We start from the raw sequence: 17,796 nt of genomic DNA on the forward strand, positions 1-17,796 counted from the left end.
AAGGAGCGCGCCGACGGCGAGCCGGTGCGGCAACGGAAACCATCGTACGGCACGCACGCCATGCTTTCCAATACCATCGAATGGCATTTGCTATGCTCTGCAGGCATACCGCATCAATCGGAATCGGAGCCCGCACCGCATGCGCCAGATCGAACTGCGTCACCTGCGTTATTTCGTGGCGGTCGCGCAAGCCGGCAGCGTGATGGCCGGCGCCCGCGCGGCCGGAATCGTCCAGCCGGCGCTGTCGCGTCAGATCCGCGAACTCGAGGAAGCGATCGGCACGCCGCTGCTGATCCGCCGCGCAACCGGCGTCACGCTCACGGCGGCCGGCGCGAGCTTCCTGCAGGACGCAACCGCCCTGCTCGCGACGTTGCAGGACAGCCGCGAGCGCGCGTTGCGCAGCGCGGCCGGCCAGTTCGGCGAGCTGCGGCTCGGCGCGCTGCCGAACTGCCTGCCGCTGCCGATCGTCGCGGATGTGCTGAAGGCGTTTCGCGACGCATGTCCGGACGTGAAACTGTCGATCGCGCCGATGCTGTCAGCCGAGCAGGCGGCGGCGCTGACGCGCGGCCAGCTCGACGGCGGCATCATGGCGTGGCGTCGCGACGAAGCGCCGCACCTGTCAGGCGTGCGGCTGCTGAGCGACCGCTTCGTGCTCGCGATGCCCGCGCGGCCCGGCGGCCCCTTTCATGCGCCGCGCGCGCTGGCCGACGTCGCGCATGCGCCGTTCGTATGGTTCGACGCACAACGCTCCGCCGCGCACCACCGGTTCCTGATGGCGCAATGCGAGCGGGCCGGCTTCACGCCGCGCATCGCACAGGTCGGCAGCGACATTCCGACGCTGATCGGCCTCGTTGCGGCCGGCATGGGCTGCGCGTTCGTGCCGGAAAGCGCGGCGCCGACGTGTCCGCACACGGTCCGGCTCGTCGCGCTCGACGAACTCGCGAGCCGCTTCGACATCGAGTTCGTGTTCGACGGCGCACCGGCGTCGGCGTCACCGGTCGTCGCGCGGTTCGTCGAAGCCGTGCGCGAAGCGACCGGTTACGCGGACTGAGCGGCGAAACCGCAGGAGCGGCAGCCGGACCATCCGCGGCGGATCCACCCGCCGCATTCGCCATCGCGGCGCCCTAAACTACGGCGCAAATTCGCGAAAATCCTTTCATATCGATGACAAATCATGTCGACGCGTCAGTATTTTTAAATTGACACCAAAAACGGCCGTTTAATGACATTTCGAATTGTTATGGACCGAAATATACTTCGCGCGCATCCAACCCTCGTGCCAAAGAGAGGATGCTTTTCCACCCCGGTCACGGTCCCCCTGTGACCGGGGTTTTTTTGCTCCTGAGCCACGCCGGCAACGGGTTCGCGACGACGATGCAGCACGTCCGCGCGCGAAATGACGGTCGTGCGCGCGTGTCGGCCGATCGCTTCGTCGCGGCCGCTGAGCGCCGCCCGCATCGCTTCGGAACGCAGTCGTAGACCCGGCCGGCCGTGCACGTCGAACCCGGGCGTTCCGCTGCACCCGGCAGCCTCGTTGCTCCGGCGACGGACTCCATTCGCACGGCACGGGCCCACTCGCGCGCCCAGCCGTCGATCGCGTGCGAATCGCCGGAAGCCCCGTCCTGCGGGCCGGGTGTGCACACCGGCCGAGTCTGCATTGTTGACATGAAATCAAGATAATTTCGCCTGCATGCGGCTTTTTCCGCAAAAGTAGTGCAGGCACACTTCAGCCTGTCCACAACGGCGCGATGCCGTTGCCCAACGCTTACAGGAGCACTTCGCGTGAACACCACGACTTCTTCTCCTTCCCGCCCGGGCGGCAGCGCCACGCTGCCGCTGCTGGCGCTCGCCGCCGGTGCGTTCGGCATCGGCACGACCGAGTTCTCGCCGATGGGCCTGCTGCCCGTGATCGCCGACGGTGTGTACGTGTCGATTCCGAAGGCCGGCATGCTGATCAGCGCATATGCGATCGGCGTGATGGTCGGCGCGCCGCTGATGACGCTGCTGCTCGCGCGCTGGTCACGCCGCTCGGCGCTGATCGCGCTGATGTCGATCTTCACGATCGGCAACCTGCTGTCGGCCATCGCACCGGACTACACGACGCTGCTGCTCGCCCGACTCGTCACGAGTCTGAACCACGGCGCGTTCTTCGGGCTCGGCTCGGTGGTCGCGGCAAGCATCGTGCCGCGCGAGAAGCAGGCCAGCGCCGTCGCGACGATGTTCATGGGCCTCACGATCGCGAACGTCGGCGGCGTGCCGGCCGCGACGTGGCTCGGCCAGATCATCGGCTGGCGCATGTCGTTCGCGGCAACCGCGGGCCTCGGCATCGTCGCGATCGCCGGCCTGTTCGCCGCGCTGCCGAAGGGCGAAGCCGGCAAGATGCCGAACCTGCGTGCCGAGCTGTCGGTGCTGACGCGCCCCGTCGTGCTCGGCGCGCTCGCCACGACGGTGCTGGGCGCCGGCGCGATGTTCACGCTGTATACATACGTCGCCCCGACCCTCGAACACCTGACGGGCGCCACGCCCGGCTTCGTGACCGCGATGCTCGTGCTGATCGGTGTCGGCTTCTCGATCGGCAATATCGCCGGCGGCCGTCTGGCCGACCGCTCGCTCGACGGCACGCTGGCCGGGTTTCTGGTGCTGCTGATCGCGACGATGGCCGCGTTTCCGCTGCTCGCCAGCACGCATGCCGGTGCCGCGATCACGCTGCTGGTCTGGGGTATCGCGACGTTCGCGGTGGTCCCGCCGCTGCAAATGCGCGTGATGCGTGCCGCACACGAAGCACCGGGCCTTGCATCGGCCGTGAACATCGGTGCGTTCAACCTCGGCAACGCGCTCGGCGCGGCGGCCGGCGGTGCGGCAATCTCGGCCGGCTTCGGCTACGCGGCGGTGCCGGCCGTCGGCGGGCTGATCGCCGCGGCAGGGCTCGCTGTCGTCGCGCTGCAGGTCGCTCAGCGCCGCCGCGCACCGGCCGCCGCGAATTCCTGAACGCGACCTTGCCGGCCCGGCGAATCGCGCGGGCACACCGGACTCGAAACATGCATTTCGATGGCCGCGCAATGCGGCCATTTTTTCGTCATTGAAAAACGCCATCGTTTCCACGACGTGGCCGCGCGCACTGTCGATCGGCCTTTCGTCTCCCGGCGCGGATGCGGCCACCTGTTCGAACTGCATCGCGGCCGCACGGCGAACGCGGCCTGGCACGCATTCTCGACAGAGTGATGTAACCGCGCGAACACGCGAACGCGGAAGAAGCAGGCGCCGACCTGCAACGCCCGGCGCCCGATGCGGCACCGGTCAGAACCGATGCACGATGCCGAGCTGCACACCACGCGCATTCGCGCCCGGATAGGCAAGCGGCAGCCCCGGATTCGCCGCGCCGGCAAGCGTGTACCCTGCCTGGTTCCGGTTGCGCAGGTACGACAGCGCGCCATAAAAGCTCGTGCGCTTCGACAGGTCGTATTCGTACATCAGCCCGAACTGGTCCGCATTGTCGCCCTGCGACGTCTGGTCGTGCAGGTATGCATAGCCGAGCGCAACGTAGTTCGCCGGGTTGAGCTGATACTTGACCGACAACCCGTACACGCGCGAATCGATCCCGAGGTCGTCCCACTTCACCGCCGAGAAACCGCCGTACACGGTCGCCTTGCCGATCTCGTACGAGGCACCGGCCATGATCGTGCGATCGGTCGTGGTCGCCGTCGCGCTCTTCAGCCACTGCCCCGCGACGAACGCCGCGAACGGCCCGTGCTCGTAGGTCACGTCGAACTGCTGGCTGGAGCCCGCGGAGCGCACGCCGCCCGCGTCGCCGAAGCCGAAGTACAGCCCGGCCTGGAACCCGGCGATTTCGGGGCTCTGGTACGACAGCGTATTGCTCGTGCGGAACGAGAACACGGTCAGGTTGTCCATGCCGGACGCCTGCGTGACGCCGCCGAACGCATCCTGTCCGCCCTGGTCGTTGAACAGCGGCGAATTCTGGCGGCCCGCGCGCACCTTGCCCCACTGCCCCGCGATGCCGACCCACGCCTGCCGGTTGAACATGCTGCCCGAGCTCGCGAGCGAACCGTCGTTCGGGTTGAAGCCGTTCTCGAGCGCGAACTCGATCTTTTGCCCGCCGCCGATGTCCTCGCCGCCCTTCACGCCGAACCGGCTGCCCCACTGGCCGCCGGAGCCGATCGCCGCCGTGTAGCCGTTGCCGGTGTTCACGTACTGCGCGAATTCGTCGATCACGCCGTACAGTGTGACGCCGTCCTGCGCGCAGGCCGCGCCCGAACCGGCGACGCATGCCGTCGCAACTGCGATGCGAAGGCCGGCGTGCACCGGCCGCGCGCGGGAATGATTTCCTCGTGCGTTCATTTTCTTAGTCCTACTATCCAATTGAAGGAGAATGGAACGATGCCGGGCGCGATGGTCTTGCCATGCCGACATCGCGAGTAATCAAGGAGATACGGCGCGGCCCTTCGCGCAAAGCCCGAGCGAAGGGCCGCTCAGGCCGGCTGCACGCCGGCCCGGCGGGCGACGCGATGCGTCAGTGCTGAACTTCGCCCCGTTCGAGCGGCAGGATCAGGCGCTCGGGGATGCTGCGGCGCGATGCGCGCGCGCCGATGTAATACAGCACGGCCGGCACGATCAGGCCGAGAATCCACGAGATGTCCGTACCGCCGAGCGCATCGACGAGCGGGCCCGTATAGATGTGCGTCGACATGAACGGCAGTTGCACCAGGATGCCGACCACGTAGATCGTGATCGCCATCACGTTCCAGCGGCCATAGCGGCCGTCCGGATCGGACAGCGCCGGCACGTCGTAGCGCGAGCGCGTGAAGCAGTAGTAATCGACCAGGTTGATCGCGCTCCACGGCGTGAAGAACGCGAGCAGGAACAGGATGAACGCGGTGAATTCCTTCAGGAACGAATGGCGGCCGGCGAGCGCGATCAGCGTCGACACGCAGATCATCCCGACGATGTACACGAGACGGCTGCGCGACGACACCGCGCCCTTGCCGCGAAAACCGCTGACGATCGTCGCCATCGACATGAAGCTGCCGTACGCGTTGAGCGCAGTCACCGTCACCTTGCCGAATGCGATGCTGAAGTACAGCAGCGCGGCCACGGCGCCCGTCGAGCCGAGGCCGACGATATACGACACTTCGTGGTGCGCGAACTGGCTGCCGGCGAGCGCGGCCGCGAACACACCGAACACCATCGCGGCCTGCGCGCCGATCACCGAGCCGAGGCCGACCGCGCAAAATGTGGCGACCGACGACGTCGAGCGCGGCAGGTAGCGCGAATAGTCGGCGACGTACGGGCCGAACGCGATCTGCCACGATGCGGACAGCGACATCGACAGCAGGAAGCTCGCAAGCGAGAAGTGCTTGTTCGCGAGCAGCGCGCCGACGTCGTGATTCGCGAACAGCTGCGCGAACATGTAGACGAACGCGACGATGCCGATCACGCTCGCGATCCGGCCGACGAAGTGAATCGCACGGTAGCCGAACACGGTCAGCACGACGATCACGGCGGCGAACAGCAGGATGCCGAGCGCGTCGTCGACGTGCAGCAGCTGCGCGACGGCCTGCCCTGCGAGCACCGAGCCGCTGGCGGAAAAGCCGATGTACATCAGGCACACGAGCACGATCGGGATCATCGCGCCGTACACGCCGAACTGCACGCGGCTCGAGATCATCTGCGGCAGCCCGAGCTGCGGACCTTGCGCACCGTGCAGCGCCATCACGGCGCCGCCGACGAACTGGCCGAGCAGCAGCGCGACCAGCGACCAGAACACGTCACCGCCGAGCACGACCGCCAGTGCGCCCGTGACGATGGCCGTGATCTGCATATTCGCCGACAGCCACAGCGTGAACTGGCTCAGCAGGCCGCCGTGGCGTTCGGTGTCGGGGATGAAATCGATCGAGCGGACCTCGATCAGGCCGCCGGCTTTTCCACTGGAATTCGTTGACACGGGTAAATCTCCAAGATACTGAGGATCACAAATGGTTTGGACGAGACTGGAACGTGCCGAGCCGCCCTTTCGGCTCTTCGCATGCGGTGCGCCGTGGATCGCCGGCATGCGCCACGCACGCTCGGTCTGCACGCTGGCGCGCAACCGGCACGACGTGTGCCGACATTGCCAGCGGATGATCTTGTATATACAACTTGCGTGATATCGGTGATTACCCGATATCGATGAATTTTCAAAAGCGTCCGAATAATCAGGACTTGTCCGACCTTCGCAGCCGTAAGCAGAGCGTTTTAAAAATGAAAGGTCAGGCGCCGGAAAGTGGTTTCGGACTTGAAGCGCGCGATGGACGCGGCGTAGCGGGAGGAGACCGGAATGAAGCGGCCTTGCGAATGCGCGGCGCGTGCAGCCGGTGCGTCATGGGATCGAATCGCGTGTGCACTGCGCGATCCACAGCGTCAGGATTGCATCGCCGGCATCGTCCGGTTGCCCCGGCGGCGTCCAGCCGGGATCTCGGCCGCATCGTCGGGAACGGCATGGCGATGGACCGGATCGTTCATCGTTCGATGCAAGTGCTCGCCGTCACCGCGCGCCGCGGCGGCGCGACGCATGCAGACAGATCAGTTCCAGCGCGATCGTCGCGCCTGCCAGCGACGTGATTTCCGCGTGATCGTACGGCGGCGACACTTCGACCACGTCCATCCCGACCAGATCGATGCCGTTCAGATGGCGCAGGATCTCGAGCGCCTGATGGCTCGACAGCCCGCCCGAAACCGGCGTACCGGTGCCCGGCGCGAACGCCGGATCGAGACAGTCGATGTCGAACGTCAGGTAGACGGGATGATCGCCCACGCGCTCGCGAATGCGCGCGGCGACCGCCGCCGGCGTCGTCGCATGCACGCTGCGCGCATCCTGGATGTCGAATCCCATGGGATCGTCGTTGGTCGTGCGAATGCCGATCTGCGCCGAGCGCTCGGGCGCGACCCATCCTTCGCGCGCCGCGTGATAGAACATCGTGCCGTGATCGATGCGCTTGACGTCGCGATCCGGCCACGTGTCGGTGTGCGCATCGAAGTGCACGAGCGATAGCGGGCCGTGCACCTTCGCATGTGCCTTCAGCAGCGGATACGTGATGAAGTGATCGCCGCCGAGCGTCAGCATCGCGCAGCCGCGCGACAGGATCGCATCCGCGTGCCGCTCGATCGCGTCCGGCACCGACTCGGGCTGTCCCAGATCGAACGCGCAGTCGCCATAGTCGACCGCGGCCAGCACGTCGAACGGATCGAAGTCCCACGGCCACGGACGCTCCCACGCAATCCCGGTCGATGCGATCCGCAGCCCGCGCGGACCGAAGCGCGTGCCGGGCCGGTGCGACGCGGCCGAATCGAACGGCACGCCGGTGATCGCGAGATCGACACCGTCGAGATCGCGGCTGAAGCGCCGGCGCATGAAGCTGGTCGCCCCGGCGAAGCTGGGTTCGGCCTGCGTGCCGTAGAGGCTGTCGCGCGTGAACGCGAGATCGTTCCGGTTCATCGTCGGATTCCTGTCTGGTGGAGATGTCGGCCGCACGAGCGGCGACCCGATGCCGATTCTGCCGCGATCGCTTTCAACGAAAAATATGAACTAACATAAGCTGACTTCATAAAATGCGATGTATCGCCATGCTGACCCGCTTGAGAGACATGGATGTGCAGTTGCTGCGGCTCTTCGTCACGATCGTCGAGAGCGGCGGCTTCAGTGCGGCGCAAGGCACGCTCGGGATGGCGCCGTCCACCATCAGCACGCAGATGGCCAAGCTCGAGACGCGCGTCGGCTTCCGACTGTGCGAGCGCGGCAAGAGCGGCTTCCGGCTGACGCCGAAGGGTGAACGCGTGCTGCAATCGACGCGGCGCCTGCTGCAGGCGATGGACGTATTCACGCGCGATACGCAGCACGTGTCGGGCACGTTGCTCGGCGAGCTGCGCATCGGGCTGTCCGAACGGCTCGCACCGGACATCGTCGAATCGGTCGCAACGGCCGTCGGCCGCTTTCGCGAACGTGCGCCGGACGTGCTCATCGAGATGCTCGCGGTGGCGCCCGACGAACTGGAGCGCAAGCTGCTGAAGGGCGAGTTGCAGCTGGCGGTCGGCTACTTCTCCGGGCACCAGGCCGGCCTGCACTACGCGCCGCTGTTCGTCGAACCGCAATCGCTTTATTGCGGCGCCCGGCATCCGCTCGCCGCGAAAAGAACCGTATCGATGAACGATGTCGCGCAGGCAAGCAACGTCGCCCGGCTCTACAAGACGAACACGGCCGGTGCGGCGCTGCGCAACGCGCAGCCGACCGCGTTCTCCGAAAACGTCGATGCCGACGTGATCTTCATCCTGTCCGGCGCGCACGTCGGCTTCCTGCCGGACCATGTCGCGGCGCCGTGGGTCGCGGCCGGCAAGATGCGCAAGCTGCTCGCGAGCAGGCTGAGCCACACGGTCGAATTCCAGCTCGCGACGCCGAGGAACAGCGACGGCGGCGAAGCACTGGATGCATTCGCCGAAGCGCTTGCCGAACAGTTCGGGCTGCTCGACGGTTTCGCGCACGGATAGCCGGCGCGGCAACGTCAGCCGTGCGATGCCGGCCGCGGGACTCAGACGAGCCGGTCGGACGCGATGACGTGTACGCCCGGCCGCGCATCGAGCGCGGCGTCGAGCAATGCGCGGGCGATCCGCGATGCGGGATTCACGCGCCATTTCATCGGCAGCACGGGCCCGGCGATGCTCAACGCAAGGACGAACAACCGTTCGCCCAACCTGAATTCGTCGCGGCTGCCGCCGATCAGGCCGGGCCGCACGCAGGTGAGCGATGCGAATCCGACGTCCGCGAGCGCACGCTCGACTTCGCCCTTCACGCGGTTGTAGAAGATGCGCGACGCCGGGTCCGCGCCGAGCGCGGAATTCAGCACGTAGGTCGGCGTGCCGTGCCGGTGTGCGAGACGCGCCACCGCGAGCGGGTAGTCGTGATCGACACGCCGGAACGCAGCCTGCGAACCCGCGGTGCGCATCGTGGTGCCGAGCGTGCAGATCACCGCGTCGGCCTGCCACCAGTCGGCCGCCTCGGGCAGATCCTCGAAATCGACTTCCAGCGCCTGCATCTTTGGATGCGGCGACAACGGCCGGCGTGCGGCGACGACGACATGGTCCACCCGTTCATCGGCGAGCGCGACTTCGAGGACGTGGCGCCCGACGAGGCCGGTCGCGCCGACGAGCAACAGTTTCATGTCAGGTTTTCCGTATGAGGCTTGCGCGAGTTCGCCGTGAGCGACAACCGCGCGCCCGGCAGTCCGCTGCCGCGTTGCGATGACCCCGCCCGTTTGCGGGCGACGAATCAGACTGGATATCGACACGATGAACGGTTCGCGCGGGAGGGTCAACACCGGCCTGCGGCATCCGCTATGCGTCGGTTCCCGCCTGCCGCGACACGCCCGGCGCAATGCCCGCCCAGCGCGTGTACGCCCGCGCGTTCGGCGAAAAGGCGCTGCAGCGGCGCGGACAGTTCCGGCGCCGCGTCAAACGCGATCGATACATTCTATCGGGATGTGACGGCACGGCCCGCCGACGCGCGGGCGCTTTCGTGAACGGCAAACCTGCATCGATGCATCGGTCGCAGCGTTCGCGTCATCCTTCGCGGAGCCGACTTTCCCTGGTGAGGTTCGGCCAGCTAATCGGGTACATCGCCTGAAGGACGTCGAGCGCCGTATATGCGCGCCGATCCTCCGGTTGCCGGGTCAGGAAGCCAGCTTGCCCGGCATCGCCATCGATCATTTGCAATCCGAAGATCCCGCTGTCGAAACGCCCCGAGCCACGCCCCTTTCCGGCACCAACAAGAAAGCCCCGCCGCAGCGGGGCTTCGTACTGCCATGCCTGCCGGTGCGAAATCGCGTCACACGTGCAAAGCATGCCCGAGCGCACGCAGCGCAGCCTCCTGCATCGCTTCGCCGAGCGTCGGATGCGCGTGGATCGTGCCGCCGATGTCTTCGAGCCGCGCTCCCATCTCGATCGACTGCGAGAACGCCGCAGCCAGCTCCGACACGCCGCGCCCGACCGCCTGCCAGCCGACGATCAGGTGATCGTCGCGCCGCGCGACGACGCGCACGAAACCTTCGGTCGCCTGCAGCGTCATCGCGCGCCCGTTCGCCGCGAACGGGAACGATGCGCTGATGCAGTCGACGCCTGCCACCTTCGCGTCGTCGGGCGACCAGCCGGACGTGACAACCTCAGGATCGGTGAAGCACACGGCCGGGATCGACGCGGGCACGAACCTGCGGCGGCGCCCCGCGATCAGTTCGGCCACCATCTCGCCCTGCGCCATCGCACGATGCGCGAGCATCGGCTCGCCCGCGACGTCGCCGATCGCCCATACGTTGCGCATCGACGTCCTGCATTCGTCGTCGATACGCAGCGCGCGGCCGTTGCGATCGAGCGGCAACGATTCGAGCCCGAAGCCGTCGACGCGCGGGCGGCGCCCGACCGCGACCAGCACGCGATCGGCCGGCAGCGTCTTCTCCGTGCCGTCGGGCGCCTGCACGCGGACCGCGCCGTCGTTCGCGAGACCCAGCACCTTGTGGCCCAGCCATAGTCCGACGCCGAGCCGCGCGAGCGAATCGGCGACCGGCTTCGCGAGTTCCGCGTCATACGCGGGCAACACGCGCTCCGCGGCTTCGACGATGCTCACCTCGACGCCGAGCTTGCGATAGACGATCCCGAGTTCGAGCCCGATGTAGCCCGCGCCGACGACGACCAGCCGCCTCGGCAGCGACGCGGGCGACAGCGCTTCGGTCGACGACACGACATGTCCGCCAAACGGCATCGACGGCAGCGCAACCGGTTCCGAGCCCGTCGCGAGCAACAGGTGCTCGCAGGCGACCCGCATCGTATCGCCGCCGGTGACTACGTCGACCGTCTTGCCGTCGATCACGCGCGCGTGGCCGTGCAGCACGCGCACGCCGTGTTTCTTCAGCAACGCGCCGACGCCGCGGGTGAGCCGCTCGACGATGCCGTCTTTCCATGCAACGCTTTTCGCGATGTCGATCTCCGGTGTGCGCACGCGAATCCCGAGCGCTCCTTCACCGGCCTGCCCGCACGCCTGCTCGAACGCGTCGGCGACGTGGATCAGCGCCTTCGACGGAATGCAGCCGATGTTCAGACACGTGCCGCCGAGCCGTTCCCGCTCGACGAGCACCGTCGGAATGCCGAGCTGCCCCGCGCGAATCGCGGCGACGTAACCGCCCGGACCGCCGCCGATCACGAGCAACGTGGTGTGTTCGTTCTTCATCGCGCTCACTCCACGAACAGCAGCGCCGGGCGCTCGAGCAACCCGCGCACGGCCTGGATGAATTCGGCCGCATCCGCGCCGTCGACAACGCGATGGTCGAACGACGACGACAGGTTCATCATCTTGCGCGCGACGATCGCGCCGTCGCGGATCATCGGCCGCTCGACCATCCGGTTCACGCCGACGATGCCGACTTCGGGATGGTTGATGACCGGTGTCGAGACGATGCCGCCGAGTGCGCCGAGGCTCGAGATCGTGATCGTCGACCCGCCGAGCTCGTCGCGCTGCGCGCGGTTCGTGCGGACCGCGTCGGCCAGCCGCGCGATTTCGGCCGAGATCGACCACACGTCGCGTGCTTCCGCATGACGCAGCACCGGCACCGTAAGGCCGCCGTCCGTCTGGGTCGCGACGCCCATGTGCACCGCGCCATAACGCGTGACGACGCCGGCTTCGTCGTCGTAGCGCGCGTTGATCTGCGGGAAATCGCGCAACGCGACCACCATCGCGCGGATCAGCAGCGGTAGCGGCGTGAGCCGGCCGCGCGTGTCGCCGTAGCGGCGGTTCAACTCCGTGCGCAGCGATTCGAGCTCGGTGACGTCGATCTCCTCGACGTAGCTGAAGTGCGGGATGCGGCGCTTCGCTTCCTGCATCTTGCGCGCGATCGCGCGCCGCAGGCCGATCACCGGCACGTCGGTTTCGTCATTGCGTTCGTCGTAGCCGTGCGCCTGCGACGCACGCACCGTACCGCCGCCCGTGCGCGCATACGCATCGAGATCCGCATGCAGGATCCGCCCGGCTTCGCCGGTGCCGCGCACGTAGCGCAGCTCGATGCCCATGTCCCACGCGCGCTGGCGTACCGCCGGCGAAGCGAGCGGCCGCTCGCCAGGCGCGAGTGCGGCACGCGGCGACGCGGCGTGTTCGGCGCGACGCGGCTCGGCCGACGTGCGGTTCGCGGCGTGATGCGTTGCGTCCGATGACGCCGGTGCGCCGGAGGCCGCAGATGCCGCCGATGCTTCGGATGACTTGGCGTGCGCATCGGCCGCTTCGGTCACGGCCGGACGCGGCGTCGCATCCGTGCCGGCGTCGCGCCCCTTCGCGCCCGGCTTCAGGTTGCCGTCGCCTTCGACCTCGAGACGAATCAGCTCGCTGCCGACCGCCATCATCTCGCCGATCCGGCCGCCGAGTTCCAGCACCTTGCCCGCGACCGGCGACGGAATTTCCACCGCCGCCTTGTCGGTCATCACGTCGGCGAGCGGCTGGTCTTCCGCGATCGTCTGTCCCGGTTGTACATGCCAGGCCACCAGCTCGACCTCGGCAATCCCTTCGCCGATATCCGGCATCTTGATGACATGAATCCCCATCTCAGGCCTCCATCACGCGTCGCAACGCTTCGCCAACCCGGGCCGGGCCGGGGAAATACGCCCATTCCTGCGCGTGCGGATACGGCGTATCCCACCCCGTGGTGCGCTCGACCGGCGCCTCAAGGTGGTAAAAACAGTGCTCCTGCACGAGCGACACCAGCTCCGCGCCGTAGCCGCACGTGCGCGTCGCCTCGTGCACCACCACGCAGCGGCCGGTCTTGCGCACCGATGCGACGATCGCGTCGAGATCGACCGGCCACAGCGTGCGCAGGTCGATCACTTCCGCATCGATACCGGTCTCCTCGGCGGCGGCGAGCGACACGTGAACGGTCGTGCCGTACGTCAGCACCGTCACGTCGTTGCCGGGCCGCGCCACGGCCGCCGTATCGAGCGGCACCGTGTAATAGCCTTCCGGCACCTCGCTGCCCGGATGCTTGAGCCACGACGTGACCGGACGCTCGTGATGACCGTCGAACGGTCCGTTGTACAGCCGTTTCGGCTCGAGGAAGATCACCGGATCGTCGTTCTCGATCGATGCGATCAGGAGCCCCTTCGCGTCGTACGGATTCGACGGCATCACCGTGCGCAATCCGCAGACCTGCGTGAACATCGCCTCCGGACTCTGGCTGTGCGTCTGGCCGCCGTAGATGCCGCCGCCGCACGGCATCCGGATCGTCATCGGCGCGATGAACTGGCCGGCCGAGCGATAGCGCAGTCGCGCGCCTTCCGACACGATCTGGTCGGACGCCGGGTAGAAGTAGTCCGCGAACTGGATCTCGCAGACCGGGCGCAAGCCGTACGCCCCCATCCCGACCGCCGCGCCGACGATCCCGCCTTCCGAGATCGGCGTGTCGAACACCCGCGACTTGCCGTATTTCGCCTGCAATCCTTCGGTGCAGCGGAACACGCCGCCGAAATAGCCGACGTCCTGCCCGAATACGACCACGTCGTCGTCGCGCCCGAGCATCACGTCCATCGCGGAGCGCAGCGCCTGGATCATCGTCATCGGCTGTGCGGCCGTCGTCGTTTCATGTTGCGCCATGATCACGCTCCCAGTTCCTGGCGCTGGCGGCGCAGGTGCGCGGGCAGCTCCTTGTACACGTCGTCGAACATCGACGCCGGCGACGGAATCCGGTCGTCGGCCAGCGTCCCGAATTTCTCCGCTTCCTTCTGCGCGGCGATCACTTCCGCTTCGAGTTCGGCCGTGAGCGCGTCGTGCGCGCTGTCCGACCAGATGCCCTTCGCGATCAGATGCTGCTTGAAACGTGCGATCGGATCGCCGAGCGGGAAATGGGTCCAGTCGTCGGCCGGCCGGTATTTGGTCGGATCGTCGGACGTCGAGTGCGCGCCCGCGCGGTAGGTCACCCATTCGATCAGGGTCGGCCCGAGATTGCGGCGCGCGCGTTCGGCCGCCCAGGCCGATGCCGCGTAGATCGCGAGGAAGTCGTTGCCGTCGACGCGCAGCGAAGCGATTCCGCAGCCGACGCCGCGCCCGGCGAAGGTGGTGCCCTCACCGCCCGCGATCGCCTGGAACGTCGAAATCGCCCACTGGTTGTTGACGACGTTCAGCACGACCGGCGCGCGATACACGTGCGCGAACGTCAGCGCGGTGTGAAAGTCGGCCTCGGCCGTCGCGCCGTCGCCGATCCATGCCGACGCGATCTTCGTGTCGCCCTTGATCGCCGACGCCATCGCCCAGCCGACCGCCTGGATGAACTGCGTCGCGAGGTTGCCGGAAATCGAGAAGAAGCCGGCCTCGCGGTCCGAGTACATCACCGGAAGCTGACGCCCTTTGAGCGGGTCGCCTTCGTTCGACATCAGCTGGCAGATCATCCGTTCGAGCGGCACGTCGCGCGCGATCAGGATGCTTTGCTGACGGTAGGTCGGGAAGCACATGTCGCCGTGACGCAGCGCCATCGCATGCGCGGCGCCGATCGCCTCTTCGCCGAGGCTCAACATGTAGAACGAGATTTTCTTCTGACGCTGCGCGATCATCATGCGCGCGTCGAAGATGCGGGTTTTCAGCATCGCGCGCATCCCGGCGATCAGGCGCGCATCGTCGAGATCGGGGGCCCACGGACCGAGGGCCTGGCCGTGGTCGTCGAGCACGCGCACAAGGCTCCGTGCGAGATGGGCGGTATCCGCCGCGGCAACGTCGATCGGCGGGCGGCGAACCGCGCCGGCCGGCGATAGATGCAGATAGGAAAAATCCGTCTTGCAGCCCGGACGCCCGGTAGGCTCCGGCACATGCAGACGCAATGGCTCTGACAGGCTCATCGTGTCGTCTCCACGCTCGATTGTGTCTCACGCTGATAAAAACGCGCGGCCGGTTGCCGGCTCACGCGCGGGCTGGCGCGCGGATAAGCGCGCCAACCTTGGAAATCTATGCGCTCGCGCGCCGGACGTCGATGACCAAGCCGCTCGTTCGTGGTGAGCAGATTTGCCATGGCACGGCGACAGATCGGCCGCCGCGCATCGCCGCGCTCCGCCCCGCCAGCCCCTCAAATGCACTAATCGCTCCGGTGCATTTGGACATCACGCGCAACCCGCGGCCTCCCTATACTGACTCGCGGGATATCGGCGTATGTCGCGAACGCGATCCGGCCGTGTCCCGACGATCCGACAACCCCCTTGAACGACGAGGTCGATCATGTTCGAAAAAACGGAAGGCACGGTGCAGAAACTGGCCGGCAAGGCGCAGGAAGCAGTGGGCGACGTCGCGGGCGACACCGACATGCAGCTCGAGGGAAAGGCGCGTCAAGTGGCCGGCAAGGTTCAGCAGTCGTATGGCGAGGCGCTCGATCAGGTCCGGGACGTGACCGCGAGCAACCCGCTTGCGACGCTGGCAACCGTCGCGGCGGTAAGCTTTCTCGTCGGCGCCCTGTGGTCGAAGCGCTGATCGGCGGCCGAAAGCCGGCCGGCGCACGTTGAAGTCAGCACGGGAGCATGCCATGACGTTGCTTTCACAAGTCAGGAAATGGCAAAACGTCGCGCAATTCTCGGCGTCGCGCCTGACCGATTACGCCAGCCTGGCGGCAGTCGAGTTCGATCTCGCGAAGCAGTCCTTTCTGCGCGATCTGATCCTGTATGCACTGCTCGGTCTGAGCGTGACGTTCGGTCTGGCCTTCGTGTGCGTGGCGGCGATCGTCAGCGCCGCGCAAACGCCGTATCTGATCGAAACCGCGTGGGCGATCGCCGGCTTCTGGGTGCTCGTGTCCGTCGGCGCCTTCGTCGCGGCGCACAGGCGCGACGAGCGCGGCACCTTCGCCACGCTGGTCGGCGAGTTGCAGCGCGACATCCAGGCCGTCAAAGAGAGTCTGTAATGAAACGACGCACGCCCGACGGCTCGCCGGAATCGCAACGCAGCATTCTGCTGGCCCGCATGGCGGCCACGCGCGCCGAATTGTCCGCGTCGAACCATGTGCTCGAATTGACACGGCAGCCGTCTGCACGCGATCGCGGCGGCCATCCGGTCGTGAAACTGCCCGCGCTCGGCGGGTCGACCGGCGTCGCGATCGCGGTGGCGGTGGCGCTGGCCGGTCTGGCGGTTCTCGGGCCGCGACGGCTCGTGACGACCGCCGTTCGCGCCGGCCTGGTGGCGATGATCGGGCGCATGACGCGAGACGTCGCGCAGAAGTAAGACGGACGCCCCGGCGAAACGCCGCATGGATGCGCGGGCGCCCGTCTTGCTGCCGTCACTGCGAGGCGGCCGCTGCCGCGCTCGCCTCTTTCGCCTTCTTCGCCGCGTGGTGATGGCCGATCGCGCATCCCGCCGCCGCGCCGACCACGCCATGATGGCCTGCGACATGCCCCGCCACGCCGCCGACCGCCGCGCCCTTCAGGCATCCTGCCGCCCGGGCCGAAGCGGAAACGACCGACAGCGCGATGCAAGTCACCATGATCGAGAGGAACTTCATACGACTTCTCCTTGAAAAAGCGAATCGCCCGCGCCGGCCGATCCCGCGCGACGGCACATCCGCCAGATACGCGAAAAACATCGATGCCCACGCAGCGCATGCCGGGGCGGCATTCGGGCGATTCAGGCGGGCGGCGTTCCTGTCGCCTCGCTCCCCGCCGAATGCGCGACGAGCGACGGCTCGGCGTCCGTCGCATCGGCCCCCGCGGCCACGACATCGTGCACGAAGCGCAACTTCGCGACGACGGCCGGCGCGAGCACGAACGGATAGGCGTCCGGCATCCCCATGCTGCGGTTCAGGCTGTTCAGCGCATAGGTGAGCGGAAACCAGCGCCGCATCAGGTTGCCGAAGCTCGCTTCGTCGACCGACGTCTGGTCGGACAGCGTCGGCAGGCTCGCGTTGTCGGGAGCGAGCACGAGTCCGCAGGCGGTCGCGGTATCGAGCGTATCGACGATATGCAGGTAGTGCGCCCACGTCTCCGCCCAGTCTTCCCACGGATGCATCGTCGCGTACTCGCTGACGTACGCGCTCTCCCAGCCCGCCGGTTCGCCGTTCGCGTAGTGCGCGTCGAGCGCGGCCTGATAGTCGGCCCGCTCGTCGCCGAAGCAGGCGCGAAACGGTTCGATCCAGTGCGTGCCGCTCACGAGGCGATCGAAGTAGTAGTGGCCGATTTCATGCCGGAAATGACCGAGCAACGTGCGATAGGGCTCGCGCATCTCGGTGCGGATCTGCTCCCGCCTCGCGTCGTCCGCTTCGGCGAGATTCACCGTGACGAGGCCGTTCGCATGGCCGGTCATGACCGGCTCGGCATCCGTCGACGCCTTGAACGCGAACCGCATGCCGCACGCCGGCTGCTGCGCGTGCGATTCGACCGGCAGGCCCAGCACGAGCAGCGTATAGAGGAGCCGCCGCTTCGCGGCCTCGAGCCGGTACCACATCAGCCGGTTCTCGGGCAACGACAGGTCCGGAATCGTCTCGGTGAGCACGCACGCGCGGCACAGCGCATCGCCGCTTTCCGCCGGAATCATCCAGTTGCAGACTTGCTCGATCGCGTAATTGCCGCATTGCCGATAGGATTTCCCCGGCGCAGCCGGATGCAGGCTGCGCCACGTTCCATCGCCCGCGGGCTCGAACGCGCCGACTTCGCCGACGTCCGGCAGATAGCCGAGCAGCGCGTCGCAGCGCTCGCATTTCACGTTCTCGAAGAACACCAGTTGCGAACATTGTCCGCAGTGGAAGGTTTTCACGATGTGCCGTC

At 67.2% G+C, this 17,796-nt stretch carries 17 protein-coding genes; 7 read left to right on the plus strand and 10 right to left on the minus strand.

Annotation, left to right across the window (positions count from 1 at the left end; all coding sequences use genetic code 11):
* Window positions 1–139: 139 nt before the first annotated feature.
* From J7024_RS21585 to J7024_RS21595, 3 genes are all read left to right on the plus strand, one after another.
* Window positions 140–1,051 (plus strand): LysR family transcriptional regulator, encoded by a 912-nt coding sequence (locus tag J7024_RS21585; RefSeq protein WP_124829606.1) that lies wholly within the window; start codon window positions 140–142, stop codon window positions 1,049–1,051.
* A 731-nt stretch (window positions 1,052–1,782) separates the two neighbouring features.
* The gene (locus J7024_RS21590) at window positions 1,783–2,988 is read left to right on the plus strand and encodes an MFS transporter (protein WP_234745472.1); all 1,206 of its coding nucleotides are present in this window, start codon (window positions 1,783–1,785) and stop codon (window positions 2,986–2,988) included.
* A gap of 60 nt (window positions 2,989–3,048) precedes the next feature.
* Window positions 3,049–3,222 (plus strand): hypothetical protein, encoded by a 174-nt coding sequence (locus J7024_RS21595; protein WP_175751983.1) that lies wholly within the window; start codon window positions 3,049–3,051, stop codon window positions 3,220–3,222.
* 75 nt (window positions 3,223–3,297) lie between these two features.
* On the opposite strand, the gene J7024_RS21600 is transcribed toward J7024_RS21595, so the two are convergent.
* The 3 genes from J7024_RS21600 to speB all read right to left on the minus strand — a co-directional run bounded on the left by J7024_RS21600 (window position 3,298) and on the right by speB (window position 7,489).
* Window positions 3,298–4,356 carry a porin gene (locus J7024_RS21600; RefSeq protein ID WP_124829608.1) on the minus strand — a complete coding sequence of 353 codons (1,059 nt, stop codon included), beginning with the start codon at window positions 4,354–4,356 and terminating at the stop codon, window positions 3,298–3,300.
* A 172-nt stretch (window positions 4,357–4,528) separates the two neighbouring features.
* Window positions 4,529–5,959: a purine-cytosine permease family protein gene (locus J7024_RS21605; RefSeq protein WP_124829609.1), complete on the minus strand. Its 1,431-nt coding sequence runs from the start codon at window positions 5,957–5,959 to the stop codon at window positions 4,529–4,531.
* A gap of 579 nt (window positions 5,960–6,538) precedes the next feature.
* The gene (gene speB / locus J7024_RS21610) at window positions 6,539–7,489 is read right to left on the minus strand and encodes an agmatinase (protein WP_124829610.1); all 951 of its coding nucleotides are present in this window, start codon (window positions 7,487–7,489) and stop codon (window positions 6,539–6,541) included.
* Window positions 7,490–7,617: 128 nt separating this feature from the next.
* On the opposite strand from speB, the gene J7024_RS21615 reads away from it, so the two are divergent.
* A complete protein-coding gene (locus J7024_RS21615; protein ID WP_124829611.1) occupies window positions 7,618–8,535 on the plus strand; it encodes a LysR family transcriptional regulator in 918 nt (305 codons plus the stop codon).
* Between the two features lie 41 nt (window positions 8,536–8,576).
* On the opposite strand, the gene J7024_RS21620 is transcribed toward J7024_RS21615, so the two are convergent.
* From J7024_RS21620 to J7024_RS21640, 5 genes are all read right to left on the minus strand, one after another.
* Entirely contained in the window at window positions 8,577–9,206 is a 630-nt protein-coding gene (locus tag J7024_RS21620; protein ID WP_234745473.1) for an NAD(P)H-binding protein, read from the minus strand.
* Between the two features lie 662 nt (window positions 9,207–9,868).
* Window positions 9,869–11,260, minus strand: coding sequence for a dihydrolipoyl dehydrogenase (gene lpdA / locus J7024_RS21625; protein WP_124829613.1), 1,392 nt, complete (start codon window positions 11,258–11,260; stop codon window positions 9,869–9,871).
* Window positions 11,261–11,265: 5 nt separating this feature from the next.
* Window positions 11,266–12,621: a dihydrolipoamide acetyltransferase family protein gene (locus J7024_RS21630; protein ID WP_124829614.1), complete on the minus strand. Its 1,356-nt coding sequence runs from the start codon at window positions 12,619–12,621 to the stop codon at window positions 11,266–11,268.
* A gap of 1 nt (window position 12,622) precedes the next feature.
* Window positions 12,623–13,663: an alpha-ketoacid dehydrogenase subunit beta gene (locus J7024_RS21635; protein ID WP_124829615.1), complete on the minus strand. Its 1,041-nt coding sequence runs from the start codon at window positions 13,661–13,663 to the stop codon at window positions 12,623–12,625.
* Between the two features lie 2 nt (window positions 13,664–13,665).
* Entirely contained in the window at window positions 13,666–14,898 is a 1,233-nt protein-coding gene (locus tag J7024_RS21640; protein WP_124829616.1) for a 3-methyl-2-oxobutanoate dehydrogenase (2-methylpropanoyl-transferring) subunit alpha, read from the minus strand.
* A 373-nt stretch (window positions 14,899–15,271) separates the two neighbouring features.
* Between J7024_RS21640 and J7024_RS21645 the strand changes: the two genes are divergently transcribed.
* The 3 genes from J7024_RS21645 to J7024_RS21655 are packed head-to-tail and all read left to right on the plus strand — an operon-like array spanning window position 15,272 to window position 16,261.
* Window positions 15,272–15,520, plus strand: coding sequence for a CsbD family protein (locus tag J7024_RS21645; RefSeq protein ID WP_175751976.1), 249 nt, complete (start codon window positions 15,272–15,274; stop codon window positions 15,518–15,520).
* Between the two features lie 52 nt (window positions 15,521–15,572).
* A complete protein-coding gene (locus tag J7024_RS21650) occupies window positions 15,573–15,944 on the plus strand; it encodes a hypothetical protein (protein ID WP_175751974.1) in 372 nt (123 codons plus the stop codon).
* Window positions 15,944–16,261 carry a hypothetical protein gene (locus J7024_RS21655; protein ID WP_175761938.1) on the plus strand — a complete coding sequence of 106 codons (318 nt, stop codon included), beginning with the start codon at window positions 15,944–15,946 and terminating at the stop codon, window positions 16,259–16,261. Before J7024_RS21650 ends, J7024_RS21655 begins: the two co-directional genes overlap by 1 nt.
* A 55-nt stretch (window positions 16,262–16,316) precedes the next feature.
* Here J7024_RS21655 and J7024_RS21660 read toward each other — a convergent pair whose 3' ends face one another.
* Window positions 16,317–16,538, minus strand: coding sequence for a hypothetical protein (locus J7024_RS21660; RefSeq protein ID WP_234745474.1), 222 nt, complete (start codon window positions 16,536–16,538; stop codon window positions 16,317–16,319).
* Between the two features lie 122 nt (window positions 16,539–16,660).
* Window positions 16,661–17,785, minus strand: a complete 1,125-nt coding sequence (locus tag J7024_RS21665) for a zinc-binding metallopeptidase family protein (RefSeq protein ID WP_124829621.1) — start codon at window positions 17,783–17,785, stop codon at window positions 16,661–16,663.
* Between the last annotated feature and the right edge of the window lie 11 nt (window positions 17,786–17,796).

The sequence above is a fragment of the Burkholderia sp. WTPI3 genome (genome assembly GCF_021483755.1).
GTDB lineage: Bacteria > Pseudomonadota > Gammaproteobacteria > Burkholderiales > Burkholderiaceae > Burkholderia.